Annotated in this window: 11 protein-coding genes and 1 pseudogene; 5 read left to right on the top strand and 7 right to left on the bottom strand. The window is 42.3% G+C overall.

Annotation, left to right across the window (positions count from 1 at the left end; translation table 11 throughout):
- Positions 1 to 26: 26 nt before the first annotated feature.
- Positions 27 to 1,376, bottom strand: coding sequence for a Ktr system potassium transporter KtrD (ktrD, locus tag NSU05_RS07185; protein ID WP_032725587.1), 1,350 nt, complete (start codon positions 1,374 to 1,376; stop codon positions 27 to 29).
- Positions 1,377 to 1,549: 173 nt separating this feature from the next.
- A complete protein-coding gene (gene htpX, locus NSU05_RS07180; protein ID WP_003232513.1) occupies positions 1,550 to 2,446 on the bottom strand; it encodes a protease HtpX in 897 nt (298 codons plus the stop codon).
- Positions 2,447 to 2,616: 170 nt separating this feature from the next.
- Between htpX and htpK the strand changes: the two genes are divergently transcribed.
- Together htpK and sspD are read left to right on the top strand one after the other, a co-directional pair.
- A complete protein-coding gene (gene htpK / locus NSU05_RS07175) occupies positions 2,617 to 3,318 on the top strand; it encodes a transcriptional regulator HtpK (RefSeq protein ID WP_038428867.1) in 702 nt (233 codons plus the stop codon).
- A gap of 130 nt (positions 3,319 to 3,448) precedes the next feature.
- The gene (gene sspD / locus NSU05_RS07170; RefSeq protein WP_003218568.1) at positions 3,449 to 3,643 is read left to right on the top strand and encodes an acid-soluble spore protein SspD; all 195 of its coding nucleotides are present in this window, start codon (positions 3,449 to 3,451) and stop codon (positions 3,641 to 3,643) included.
- 10 nt (positions 3,644 to 3,653) lie between these two features.
- Here sspD and rsgI read toward each other — a convergent pair whose 3' ends face one another.
- From rsgI to NSU05_RS07150, 4 genes and pseudogenes are all read right to left on the bottom strand, one after another.
- Positions 3,654 to 4,799 (bottom strand): anti-sigma-I factor RsgI, encoded by a 1,146-nt coding sequence (gene rsgI, locus NSU05_RS07165; protein ID WP_038428866.1) that lies wholly within the window; start codon positions 4,797 to 4,799, stop codon positions 3,654 to 3,656.
- Complete coding sequence (gene sigI / locus NSU05_RS07160) at positions 4,796 to 5,551, bottom strand: RNA polymerase sigma factor SigI (RefSeq protein ID WP_038428865.1); 756 nt, start codon at positions 5,549 to 5,551, stop codon at positions 4,796 to 4,798. Before sigI ends, rsgI begins: the two co-directional genes overlap by 4 nt.
- Before the next feature lie 263 nt (positions 5,552 to 5,814).
- Positions 5,815 to 6,788, bottom strand: a pseudogene (locus tag NSU05_RS07155) (TerC family protein).
- A gap of 76 nt (positions 6,789 to 6,864) precedes the next feature.
- The gene (locus tag NSU05_RS07150) at positions 6,865 to 7,530 is read right to left on the bottom strand and encodes a DedA family protein (protein WP_029726984.1); all 666 of its coding nucleotides are present in this window, start codon (positions 7,528 to 7,530) and stop codon (positions 6,865 to 6,867) included.
- A 180-nt stretch (positions 7,531 to 7,710) separates the two neighbouring features.
- Here NSU05_RS07150 and NSU05_RS07145 point away from each other — a divergent pair, with 180 nt between their 5' ends.
- Genes NSU05_RS07145 through NSU05_RS07135 form a run of 3 tightly spaced genes read left to right on the top strand, consistent with a single transcriptional unit; the run spans position 7,711 to position 12,924 of the window.
- Complete coding sequence (locus NSU05_RS07145) at positions 7,711 to 10,113, top strand: EAL domain-containing protein (protein WP_038428863.1); 2,403 nt, start codon at positions 7,711 to 7,713, stop codon at positions 10,111 to 10,113.
- A 36-nt stretch (positions 10,114 to 10,149) separates the two neighbouring features.
- Positions 10,150 to 11,085 carry a Ku protein gene (locus NSU05_RS07140; protein ID WP_003232529.1) on the top strand — a complete coding sequence of 312 codons (936 nt, stop codon included), beginning with the start codon at positions 10,150 to 10,152 and terminating at the stop codon, positions 11,083 to 11,085.
- A gap of 3 nt (positions 11,086 to 11,088) precedes the next feature.
- Positions 11,089 to 12,924 carry a DNA ligase D gene (locus tag NSU05_RS07135; RefSeq protein ID WP_038428862.1) on the top strand — a complete coding sequence of 612 codons (1,836 nt, stop codon included), beginning with the start codon at positions 11,089 to 11,091 and terminating at the stop codon, positions 12,922 to 12,924.
- 25 nt (positions 12,925 to 12,949) lie between these two features.
- On the opposite strand, the gene NSU05_RS07130 is transcribed toward NSU05_RS07135, so the two are convergent.
- Positions 12,950 to 13,963, bottom strand: a complete 1,014-nt coding sequence (locus NSU05_RS07130) for a glycosyltransferase family 2 protein (protein WP_015252230.1) — start codon at positions 13,961 to 13,963, stop codon at positions 12,950 to 12,952.
- Positions 13,964 to 13,968: the final 5 nt, after the last annotated feature.

Raw genomic sequence — 13,968 nt, 5'->3', positions numbered from 1 at the left:
ACACCGCAAAGTATGCGGTGTTTTGCCTATCCGATAATCACTCTTTCTTTCGGATAGTGATAATTCGCTTCAATTTCCTTTCTTCCGATCAGATACAGGAAGGTCAGGATGCCGATTCGCCCGATAAACATGACAATCATAATGACGCATTTTCCAACACTGCTCAAATCTGCCGTAATTCCAAGCGACAGGCCGGTTGTACCGAATGCCGAGCACACTTCAAACAAAAGCTCCAGCAGGGAATGCTTTTCTGTAATGGTCAGAATGAGTGTCGCGCCAAAAACGAGCAGGATCGCCATCATCGTGACAACAAGCGACTTCATCAAGTCAGCAGGGTGAAGCTCCCGTTTGAATACCTTTACGGCCTTATTGCCGCGGGCAAAATGAAACAGCGCAAGAAGGTTCAAAGCAAAAGTCGTTGTCCGTATGCCTCCCCCGACTGAGCTTGGCGACGCTCCAATAAACATTAGCGCACAAATAAAAAAGAGTGTGGAATCTGATAATTGGCTGATATCGATTGTTGCCAGCCCCCCGCTTCGGGTTGCCGTTGATTGAAACAGGGACAAAAACAAAACATCATGCCATGATTTTCCTGCGAACGCATGGTTTGCTTCCAGGGCAAAGATGCCAATGGCTCCAAACAAGACAAGTGAGCCGAACGTAATCGTCGTGATCTTTGTAAAAAGCGTAAATGGATAACGCCGATGCTTTGAAAACAGGAAATCCTTTACTTCAACAAGCACGGGAAATCCAATCGCTCCAAATATAATTAAAAGCATTGTAATAAACTGCACAAAGTAATCGTGGCGAAATGGAATCATCGAATTACCGGTAATATCAAATCCGCCGTTTGTCGTTGCACTGATACTGGCAAAAAATCCGTGTAAATAGGCTTCCTGATAGGAGTCATAGTAGGTTAAGAAATATGTGCCGAGTATCAGCCCGCCAAAAAATTCAATCCACAAGATCAGAAACAGTACCTGCTTCATCAGATTGACAATTCCTGAAAACTGGGATTGGTTTTGATCAACCATAATCAGCTTCCGTTCTTTCAGCCCGATTCGTTTTCCCATGATCAGCCAAATGAACGTTCCGAGCGTCATAATTCCGATTCCGCCAAATTGCAGAACAAATGCTAATATAAAAATCCCTATTGTGCTGAATGTATCAGCTGTATCAACAACTGTCAGTCCCGTTACACTGACTGAACTGACAGCTGTAAAAAGCGCATCAATAAACGTCCAATCCGCCCCCGGTTTATGGGCCGCTGGCAAACTCAGCAATATAACGGCCACAGTAACTGCAAGAAAATAATATAATGCGATCAGCTGGGCCGGTGACAAGGCCTGTATCAATTTTCCAAACTTTAATCTCATGTAAAATCCTTCTGCCTCTCTTTTTAAGTACGGTAATTATTCTAAAGATATTAGGTCCATTTTTAAAGGCTTTTACGAAACATTTTCTTAACTTGCTTATTTTTTTATGATTTTAGTCAATGGATAAAATAAAAAACCTCTGAGAATTCTCTCAGAGGAACAATGTGTTTGTATTATTTAGCTTCCAGCCGTCTGATTCGCTCATCTAAATCAGGGTGAGTAGAGAAAAGCGAAGAGCGCTTCTTGCCATTAATCTTTAACGTTTGGACAGCTGTCTGATCGTCTTCCATAATCCGGGAAGAATAGCTTTTAAGCGTCCGCAGCGCATGAATCATCTTGTCCTTGCCGGCAAGATCCGCTCCTCCCCTGTCAGCATGGAATTCACGATGGCGTGAATACGCAAACACAACCAGGCTGCCAAGTATCGAAAAGACAATCTGAAAAATAATCATTGCAATAAAATGAACGATCGGCGCTAGATCTTCTTTGACAAAACGGCTTGCTATCCAAGCGGCGATACGCGATAAAAAGACGACAAAGGTATTAACGATACCTTGTAAAAGCGTCATTGTTACCATATCACCATTTGTGATATGCGCGACCTCGTGGGCAAGCACACCTTCAACCGCTGCGTCATCCATCTGCTCCAGCAGCCCTGACGATACTGCGACAAGTGAACGGCGTTTTGACGGTCCAGTCGCAAACGCGTTTACTTCAGGTGAACGGTAAATCCCGACTTCCGGCATTTTCGTTAAACCGGCAGAGCGGCTTAATCTGTGAACACGATCAACCAATTGCTGTTCCTCATAGCTGAGCGAGTGTTTTTTCGGATTCAGCACTCTGACGCCCATCATCGTCTTTGCCATCCATCTGGACATCGCAAGAGACGTAAAGGAACCGACAAATCCAACGACTAAACTGAACACAAGAAGCGCCATTGGATCGATACCGCCATCAGCTGTAAAGTACGTCCCGACTCCTGTAACAGAGCTTAAAACAGACAAAACGATCCCGATTGTTGTAAGCACCAAAATATTCGTTAGAATAAACAGAAAAATTCTTTTCGCCATAACAACCTCCGTTATTTTAAGTTCAAAAGAACCCGTATATTTAAATTATAAAACATCCATTTGAAAATGCAAGGAATTCGACGTATGATGTTAATGTAATTTGCTGACGCTTGAATTTTGAACTTATACATAGACATATATCCGCGTCAAATTGTTTAAAGAGGTGAACAATGAACATTTTTAAACTCTCTCGAACCGATATGGTGCGGCTGCTCTATTCCCTAAAAGGACAAGGAGAACATAGCCCGCTCGACATTCTCGTCCAATCAGCGAACATGTCAGCAGAAAAAGCAGCCAATCATCTAGAAATTCCTGAATTTCTTACAAGATACGAACGAAAAAAACATAAAAAAGAATACGGTCTGTCTACAAATGAAATCGTAGAGCTTGGCAACTTATGTGAGCTGACTTCGTTAAAGTCAACCGCGATTCAAAACTGGGTAAAGCGTGATATCAAAGATCTGATCGGTCACCCTGAGCTGGGCAAAAAATACTCAATTGAACAGGCAGTTATTCTTTTAATTGTACGTGATTTAAAATCCATTTATGACTTTGAACACATACGGGCTATTTTAAAAGTGGCCTTTAACACAATCTCAGACAGATCTGATGATGTCATCAGCCCGATTGCTTATTATGAAAGCTGCGCATATGTGCTTGATGCCATCCATCACCAAGATACTCCTTCTATGAAAGAATCAAATCTGCAGGAGATCGCCGAACAGGAGACAGAGCGTCTCCGTCACCGTTTTGAAGAACTGAATGACAGCCAATGGCTTAAAATCAGACAGATTATCGCCATTACAGTCCTCTCCATTTTGACATTCCATATTCAGGCAACCGCACATAAAATGACAGCAGACATTCTATAGTCTGCGTCACCCCGGCTCAGAGGCCGGGGTTTTATTTTTCTCCACAACAATTGCCAGCATAAATAAACCCCGTATATTTCAAACTAAATACGCGTTAAGAATTTCTTTATCGAAAAAGGAGATGAAAAAGATGGCGAGCAGAAATAAACTCGTTGTTCCAGGGGTGGAGCAGGCACTAGACCAATTTAAACTCGAAGTGGCTCAAGAATTCGGTGTGAACCTTGGTTCTGATACAGTCGCACGCGCTAACGGCTCTGTAGGCGGAGAAATGACAAAGCGGCTGGTACAGCAAGCACAATCACAATTAAATGGCACAACTAAATAAATTCAGGTCTTTATTCGCCGGGGGCACTCGGCGAATCTTCATTTTTAGCTGAATTATTATCACTGCTGTAGCCGTTTGGATTACGTCGGTCTGAAGCGTTATCCCTTCTGGACGAAGAACGGTTCTTGCCTTGTTCACCATTGTTCCAGTCCCTGTGATATTGGCTTTGGCCCTTGTCAGCGCCGTTATTTTCATTTCCTTTATCTTGAGGATCTTGTATTGGGGTTTGCTCATGGTCCCCATCTTTTTCGGTATTTGTGTTTTCATCTGATTCCTTTATTTTTTTATCTTTGTCACTATCATCAATCTGGTCATCCGCTTTCTCTTCTTTCTGGTCTCCGGAATCAGCATCATTCAGCTGTTCATTATCTCCTTGCTTGCTGTCCTGGGTGTCAGTTTGATCGGTGTTTTCATCCTCATTTTCATCACTCTTTTGATCCTCTTCCCCGGATGGTTTGCTGGAGTCATCTTTTATATCTTTATTGTCATTCTTTTCATTTGATTTGATGTAGCTGCCTGTTGAGACGCCTTCTTTCTTCGCTTTTTCCCTCGTTTGCATATCTGACTCGAGAGATTCCATGCGGTATGTCGTTTTATATTTTTCAGTCACATCATTCAGCTGTTTTTTCACAGCCTTTTTATATGTATTGTCTTCTGTGTTTTCATAAACAGTGGAAATCAATATTTCTTTCGATTTCTTTACATACCCGTGTTCACTGCAGTCGGTTATAATATCGTCAATCACCTTTTTAAAATCAGTCTTCTCCCAATCATCTATATCATTCACGACTTTCTGTCCCTCATCGTTTAGAGGCGTCAGTTCAATCACTTCATAATCACTGTTTAACGCCATTTCGACGCTTGGATTGATATCGATTGTCATATACGCATAGGCCTTATTATTAGAAAAAACGGGGAGAACTATAAAAATAAAAAGCATAATAGCAGTCATCGTAAAAATCCCCATTTTGAAAGGGCGCAGTTTAAAAAAATCAAAAAAGCTGGCCCTTCTGCCCATGCGTGTTTCACTCGGAAGCATGATTTCTTCACCGATTTCATAGCTGTGTCGATCATTTTTGGCTTTTAAAAATTGTCCGTCAGGGGTCAGCAACGTGACGAATTTTTTATTTTTCTCTACTATAATCCCTCTTCTCATGAGTGCAGCACCCCTTTAAGATAATCTTTTAAATAAATATAATCACCCGTAATGATAATACACATCGCAATAATATATTTTCTGTTTCTCTCAATCGTTTTTCGGCTTACAGAGACAAGCTGTTCAAGCTGTTTGACCGGAAGCTGCTTCTTTGTATACAGGATAGCGGCCAATTCTTCATGTTCAACAAGCGTTAATGCCACCTTTATGGCGTTTTGCCTTGCATCCGTGTGCTTTGGAGAATTTTCAAGCAGTTCTTTAAACGATAAACCATAATCCTTGAGCTGCTTTTGAAAATAGAGGATTTCCTCCCGCCTCTGCTCCTGTTCAATCTGACGGCGGTATTCATCAATGGAAAGCTCGGCTTCAATCAGGCTTTGTGATGACTCCTGATCGTCTCCTTCCTGTAAATCGATATTTATATTTTGTGCGCTTCTGGCTTCTTTTCTAATGTAATCAATGACTTTTCTTTTTATAATAAGCTCAGCAAATGCGAGCAGAGAATTTCCTTTTTCAGGTGAATATTTTTCTATAGCTTCATTAAACGCGATCAGTCCAATACTGAACTCATCGTCTTTTTCATCTATATATCGTTTACAAACGGATGAAACCGTCTTTGCGATAAATGGCTTATATTGCTGTATTAATTCATTTTGCAGATCTTTATTGCCTTTTTGTATACTCTCAACAGCTTTTTCAAGTGTTTGCTTCTTTTTTCCCAATTTAAACAAAAGGCTAAGCACTGGTTTCACCTCAGTTCCTCCCTATAACTACTCATTAATGATAGCTAATTTGATAGGGATTCGCAAAGGAGAAAAAGAAATATTGATTTCCAATGTCTCAATTATGACAAACCATTCTGACGTCCTATACATGATTTCGTGCCTTTCTAAAGAATTAAGGGGGTTTTATGCGTGTTTTTTGTAACAAAGATGTTATAAAAATGTTATTTTATTTCGCTTATGAAAACGCTTCAAACACAAAAAGACTCTGCTTTTAAGCAGAGTCTTTCAGATTACGCCCGTTCACGGGTGCTGTTTTTTTGTTCGTTTTGTGCGCCCTCCGGCTGTTTTTTCCCACCTGACATAAACCAGCCGCAAACCGCGATTGCTGCTAAGACACCCCAGAATATCAGCTTCCATGTTCCAGAATGAATAAAGTGCTCAGAAACAACCGCTATGTCGCGATGGGCAAGCGTATATAAAGCAAGCTTCACTCCGACCCAGCCAACAATCACAAAGGCTGCTGTTTCTAGGCTTGGACGTTCCTTTAATAACTTCACAAACATGGAAGCCGCAAACCGCATGATCACCACTCCGATGATACCGCCGGCCAAAATGACGAGAAATTGTCCTCCGTCAAGTCCGCCGATCTTCGGGAGTGATGTCCCAGGAAGTGTAACCGCCAGCGCTACTGCTGCTAAGATGGAATCAACAGCAAACGCGATATCTGCCAGCTCAACTTTTAAAACAGTCGGCCAAAAACCGCTTTGCTTCGTCTCTTTATGTGTATCTTCTTTCTTAAATACATATCTTTTCAATAAGTGGCTTGCTGAGATATACAGCAAATAGATCGCGCCGATCGCTTGAACCTGCCATACGTTGACCAAAAATGAAATGGCGAATAAAGAGCCAAATCGCAGAACAAAAGCCCCTGCCAATCCATAAAATAACGCTTTTTTTCTTTTTTCCTCCGGCAAATGTTTTACCATTACCGCCATAACCAGCGCGTTATCGGCGGCTAAAATCCCTTCCAGCCCGATCAAGACGAGAAGAACCCAACCATACTCTAATAATAATGCTGCATCCATAAATGATACCCTCCCAAAAAAGTTGTTTTCTTTCTCTTCATCCGATCTTATGCCGGCCGGACATGCAAAAAAGACCTTTGCCGACATAAGGCAAAGGTCTTGCTAGACATGAATTCAGGCATGCCAACAAAGCCGATGGATACAATCCATGAAATGACGACTTTGTTTCCGGAGTACATTCCGGACGCTACTCCCCTTTGGGATTTCAAGAAATATGATTTTATACGTCAATGATATGCGCAGCGCAATGATTTGTCAACGTTTATTTTTTAAAAATACAGATAATTGTTCGGAATGCGTGCGTTTCTTCCTCTTTTTCATCAGTAAGTAGAGCAGGAACAGCGCCAAAATCGCTATCCCGATCGGAAGCATATATTGATCAAGAATAGAGCCGACTTCCTTCCAATTTTCACCGAGCTTCACACCGAGATAAACATATACAAATGTAATCGGAAGCATAGCAATGAATGTATAAAGCGAAAACACCCAAACATTCATTTTTGCAATTCCGCACGGTATGGAAATCAATGTCCTGATGCCAGGCAAGAAACGGCCGCTAAACGCGACAAAGCCCCCATGTTTTTTGAAAAATTTATCTGACTTATCAAGCGCTTCAGGTTTAATAAAGAGATACTTTCCAAAACGTTCAAGAAACGGCCTTCCTCCGTACCGGCCTATCCAATACAGCGTAAGCGGACCGGCCACTCCCCCAAGCGATCCTGCCAAAACAACGCCGGCAAGTGTCATATCGCCTTTAGATACCCAATAACCCGCAAGCGGCAAGACGACTTCGGCCGGAATAAACTCAATGCTGAGCGCTAGAAATATTCCAAAATAAGATAAGCTTTTAAATGCTTCTATCCATGACATAACCAGCTCTTCGATAGCCACCAACTCCCTTGTTTCATGTTTATGTATCATACATTTTTGTTTTTTCGGAAAACATCAAGATGATTTTAACACATTTTTCACGGTCAGTTGAACTAAAAATAGATCTCCCTCGTATTTCTATCGTTTTGAAGGCTGAAACTCTGCGGTTAAGCAGCCGATAATAAAGAGAGTCAACAAGACTGGAACACACGATACGGGGGGAATCTCCATTTGGAAATACACGTTACATATAATACGACTCTCATATGTTTATCTATTCTAATTGCCTGTACCGCCTCGTATATTTCCCTTGAACTTTCAAGGAAAGTCACCATCAATACAGGCTTAAAAAGTAAAATTTGGCTGATCGGCGGCTCACTTATTATGGGATTCGGTATTTGGTCAATGCATTTTGTAGGGATGATGGCCGTCCATATGGAAATGCCGATGGAATATGAATTCATGCCTTTAATGGCAGCCATTGGCGCATCTGTTTCGGGATCATTTGTGTCATTATATTTTGTCAGCCGGCACATCCTTACATATTACAGACTGCTTACCGGATCAGTTGTGCTTGGCGCATCTATTGCTTCTATGCACTATATCGGAATGTCTGCCATTTCCCGGGTAATGATTATTTACGAACCTATTTTATTTACAGTTTCAATTATCATTGCGATTGCAGCCTCTTTCGTCTCGTTAAAAATATTCTTTGACTTGGCCGTAAAAAAACATTCTGAGCATCTTATATTCTATAAAGTCGTCAGTTCAATTGTAATGGGCATTGGGATTTCGGGCATGCACTACACAGGGATGCTTGCGGCAACTTTCCATAAGGACATGGCTCCGCCCGGAAGCCATATGGAGGTGCAAACGTTTCATTGGTCAATTTTTGTTACTTTAATTATTTTTTGTATCCAAACGTTATTGTTATTCAGTTCCCATGCAGATCGAAAGTTTATTAAACAGAGCGAACGCATAAAGGATAACGAACAGCGATTTCAGTCTTTAATCGTCCACAATATTGATGCAATCTTTATTTTATCATTAGAAGGAGACATAATATCTTCCAATCACGCTGGTGAGGAAATGATCAGCAAATTTGGCTTCAGCATGCATGACTGGAGGAATTACACATCACAGAAGATTAAGCGCCTTTTTGAGCAAGTTAAAAAAGATAAACAAGCGATGAACAGCGATAGCGAACTTATCACTGAAAAAGGCCAGTTTCACTTAAATATTACGCTCATACCTGTTGAGGTCAATCAAGAACTGGACAGCATTTATGTCATTTGCAAAGACATGACGAAGCAGTACAAAGCAGAAAAAGAAATCCATAGAATGGCTCATTATGATTCGCTTACAGACTTACCTAACAGAAGACATGCCATCTCTCATCTAACAAAGGTACTGAATCGCGAGCATACCTTGCATTATAACACCGTTGTATTCTTTCTCGACTTAAACCGGTTTAAAGTGATTAACGATGCATTAGGGCATAATGTCGGCGATCAACTGCTTCAGTTTGCGGCTAAACGTTTGTCATCTGTAGTCCCTGATAACGGATTTATCGCCCGTCTTGGCGGTGATGAATTTATTATTATATTAACAGACGCCAATACAGGAACAGGCGAAGCAGATGTTTTAGCAAGAAAAATTATCCAAATATTCAAAAAACCTTTCAAGATTCAAGATCACACCCTTGTCACATCTGTCAGTATCGGGATTGCGATATCTCCAAAAGACGGGACGGATGGCCTTGAATTGATGAAAAAGGCTGATATGGCGATGTATGCGGCTAAAGAACGAAACAAAAGCAAATACAGATACTATTCTTTTTCAATCGGCAACAAAGAAACCGTCAAGCTTAACCAAGAGATGGTACTCAGAGAAGCAATCGAAAACGATAGATTTGTCTTGCATTATCAGCCGCAATTCAGTGTAAAAAAACAAAAAATGACAGGAGCAGAAGCACTGATACGCCTTGTGACACCAGACGGGCAACTGCGTCCGCCCGGAGAATTCATCGGTGTCGCAGAAGAAACGGGACTTATTATTGATATCGGAAAGTGGATTATAGATGAAGCATGCAAGCAGGCAAGGATTTGGCACGACAAAGGCTATGATCTTTCTGTCGCCATTAATATTTCCGCCAGACAGTTTCAATCTAAAGATCTGATTCCCCTCATCAAGGATACGCTTAATAAATACCAGCTTCCTCCGCAGCTTCTTGAAGTGGAGGTGACGGAAAGCATGACAATGGACAATCTCGATCACTCCAAAAAGGTTTTGTCATCCCTAACAGAATTAGGAATCAGAATCAGTATTGACGATTTCGGTACTGGTCACAGCTCTCTTAGCTATTTGAAGGACTTCCCGATTCACAGGCTGAAGATTGACAAATCATTTATTGACGATATTCAGACCCATCCTAAATCAGAGCAAATTACCGGAGCTATTATTGCCATGGGGCATCAGCTGTCTTTGCAGGTGATTGCCGAAGGTGTGGAAAATGCAGCTCAAAAGCAGCTTCTTTTTGAAAAAGGCTGCGACCATTTGCAGGGCTTCTTTTTCAGCAGGCCAATACCTCCGGAACAATTCGAACAATTCATTATTGAACAGCCGTCGCAATAACAGCGCCGGCTTTTTTTCACCCATAAGTTACTACACATGAATCGTACTCCTTCTCTTCACACTAAAGAAAAAAAGGGGTTTATCGATATGCATACAATGTGGAAGGGATCGATCAGCTTCGGATTAGTAAACATCCCCATCAAGCTATATGCGGCCACAGAAGATAAAGATATTAAACTGCGCAGCCTCCATAAAGAGGATCACGCACCAATCAAATACGAGAAAGTTTGCACAAATTGCGAAAAAACTCTTAGTCCTGATGAAATTGTGAAGGGATATGAATATGTAAAAGGGAAATATGTAGTACTGACAGACGAAGATTTAAAAAGCTTAAAACAGGAGCATGAGGAGAAAGCAGTTGAGATTGTTGACTTTGTTCAGCTTCAGGAAATTGATCCGATTTATTTTAACCGCTCCTACTTTGTCGGCCCCGGGGATAATGGGACGAAGGCCTATACCCTGCTGCGTGAGGCGCTGCGCTCAACCGGAAAGATCGGTATCGCCAATATGACAATCAGGTCAAAGCAGCAGCTGGCGATTCTCCGTGTTTATGAAAATTGTATCGTCATGGAGTCTATCCATTATCCCGATGAGGTCAGAAGCGCCGCTCATGTCCCAGGTGTACCTGATCAATCGAATGTAAACGATAAGGAACTGCAAACTGCTATCACATTAATAGATGAACTGACTGCTGAGTTTGAGCCTGAGAAATATGAAGACACGTACCGACAGGCGCTGCTGCAAAGAGTCAACGACAAGCTAGAAAATAAAGAAACGGCTGTGACTCCTGATAAAGCGCCACCTCGTGAAGATGTCATTGACCTGGTAAGCGCTCTGCAAGCCAGCATCGACAGAACCAGAAGGCCGAACCGGGAGACACCGGCTGCCGCACCTGCACAAGCCGCTGAACCGAAAGGAGCCGGAGATAAAAAACAAAAAACAACTAGAAAAAAAGCCTCCGGCACATCATAGCGCATGGCGTTTACCATGCAGCCGGTTTTAACTTCGTCACCGCCAATCGGAGCAGAATGGCGTTACGAAGTAAAATATGATGGGTACCGCTGTATTCTCCGCATCCATTCTTCAGGTGTGACCTTAACCAGCAGAAATGGTGTGGAGCTCAGCAGCACCTTCCCTGAAATCACACAATTCGCCAAAACTGCCTTTCAGCACATGGAAAAAGAGCTTCCGCTGACACTTGATGGTGAAATCGTATGTTTGGTGAATCCTTGTCGTGCAGATTTTGAACACCTTCAAGTGCGGGGGCGTTTGAAAAGGCCAGACAAGATTCAGGAATCGGCAAACGCGCGGCCGTGCTGCTTTCTCGCCTTTGATTTGTTAGAGCGAAGCGGAGAAGATGTAACGCTTCTTTCGTATTTGGACCGCAAAAAATCGCTGCGTGAACTCATATCCGCAGCAAAGCTTCCTGCATCTCCAGATCCTTACGCAAAAGAAACCATTCAATCCATTCCCTGTTATGATCATTTTGATCAACTCTGGGAGATGGTAATAAAATATGACGGAGAAGGAATTGTAGCGAAGAAAACAAACAGCAAATGGCTTGAAAAGAAGCGGTCGTCCGATTGGCTCAAATATAAAAACTTTAAAAAAGCTTATGTTTGCATAACAGGGTTCAACCCTAACAACGGGTTTCTGACGGTATCGGTGTTAAAAAACGGAATAATGACACCGATTGCCTCTGTCTCGCACGGAATGCGCGATGAGGAAAAAAGCGCTATACGCGAGATTATGGAACAGCACGGACATCAAACACCCTCAGGCGAATTTACGCTTGAACCTTCGATTTGTGCAGCTGTTCAATACTTAACAATTCTCCAAGGCACATTAAGAGAGGTATCGTTTATCGGTTTCGAATTCCAAATGGACTGGACCGAATGCACGTATGCGCAAGTCATACGACACTCCAAACCGGTTCACCCAAAACTCCAGTTCACAAGCCTGGATAAAATCATATTTGAAATGAATAAAAAAACAAAAGAAGATTTTATTCAGTATATGATTGAAGTCAGTGACTATCTGCTCCCATTTCTGAAAAACCGGGCTGTCACCGTCATACGCTATCCGCATGGATCTAGGAGCGAATCATTTTTCCAAAAAAACAAGCCGGACTATGCGCCGGATTTTGTTCAGTCCTTCTATGATGGAAGCCATGAACATATTGTCTGTGAGGATATGTCTACATTGTTATGGCTTTGCAACCAGCTTGCTTTGGAGTTTCACGTTCCTTTTCAAACCATTAAAAGCAGGCGTCCAGCTGAGATTGTCATTGATTTAGACCCGCCTTCGCGAGATGACTTTCTTATGGCCGTGCAGGCCGCAAATGAACTGAAGCGGCTGTTGGATTCCTTTGGCATCACATCGTACCCGAAGCTGTCCGGCAACAAAGGCATCCAGCTTTATATTCCCTTGTCTCCCGAGGCATTTACGTATGAAGAAACACGCCAATTTACGCAGCTAATCGCAGAGTACTGCACCAATGCATTTCCCGAGCTATTTACCACTGAACGCTTGATTAAAAACAGACACGGCAAATTGTATCTTGATTATTTGCAGCATGCAGAAGGAAAAACGATTATCTGTCCCTATTCGACGAGAGGAAATGAGCTTGGGACTGTTGCAGCCCCGCTCTACTGGCATGAGGTGCAATCATCTTTAACACCCGCTCTGTTTACAATTGATACGGTCATCGATCGAATTAAGAAGCAGGGCTGCCCATTTTTTGATTTTTACCGCAACCCGCAAGACGAACCGCTTAGCGCTATATTGCATCAGTTGAAGAAAAAGAGCTGACTAATGAAGTCAGCTCTTTCCGTGTTTAACTGTACTTTTTTTCTAACCGCTCTTTTTCCTGGCGCTGAAGCGGGCTCAGCTGTTCATTATACAAATCAATATCAATCGCGTATTTCGGCCGTCTTTTCACTTCAGAAAAAATCGTTCCAATATACTCTCCGATGATTCCAATTCCCATCAATTGCAGCCCGCCCAAAAACCAAATGGATATGATAAGAGACGCCCAGCCTGCATTCGTATGGCCGAGCAGCTTTTGAATAAACGCGCCAATCCCTGCCACAGCGCTGAGGAAAAACAAAACAAACCCTAAAAGCGTAAAGAATCGAATTGGTGCGACACTGAATGAAGTAATCCCGTTAAAAGCGAAGGATAGCATCTTTTTCAGCGGATATTTCGTTTTGCCGGCAAAGCGTTCCTTGCGGTCATACAAAACTTCGGCCGATTTAAAGCCGATCATGGGGACAATACCTCTTAAAAACAGATTCGCTTCCGGATAACGCTCAAGCTCTTCGAGGGACCTTTTATTCATTAAACGAAAATCAGCATGATTATAAATTAATTTAATCCCAAGCTTATTCATGAGACGATAAAACCCTAACGCGGTCGTGCGCTTGAAAAAGGTATCGGTTTTTCTGCTCCGGCGTACACCGTAAACGATCTCGCAGCCCTCATGATATTTCAGCATAAAATCCCGGATCACAGAGATGTCGTCCTGAAGATCAGCATCGATTGAAATGACGCAGTCTGACCTATTCTTCGCTTTATGCAGTCCGGCTAAAAGCGCTTTTTGGTGGCCGACATTGCAGGCTAATTTTAAGCCGGTAACCTTCTTGTTTCTTATGCTCTCCATAGCAATCAAAGCCCAAGTGCGGTCTTTGCTGCCATCATCGACAAACAGAATTTTACTGTCTTCAGCAATTAATTTTTCTTCAATTAAATCATCTACAACCTCTGTCAGCTGACGGCTTGTTTCTTGAAACACTTCCTCTTCATTGAAACACGGGACGACGATGGTTAATACTGGCTGTGACTGTTTCAATCGAT

Source organism: Bacillus sp. EU52 (assembly GCF_037964975.1).
GTDB classification, from domain to species: Bacteria; Bacillota; Bacilli; order Bacillales; family Bacillaceae; genus Bacillus; species Bacillus subtilis.
This window is presented reverse-complemented; position numbering and strand designations above follow the sequence as displayed.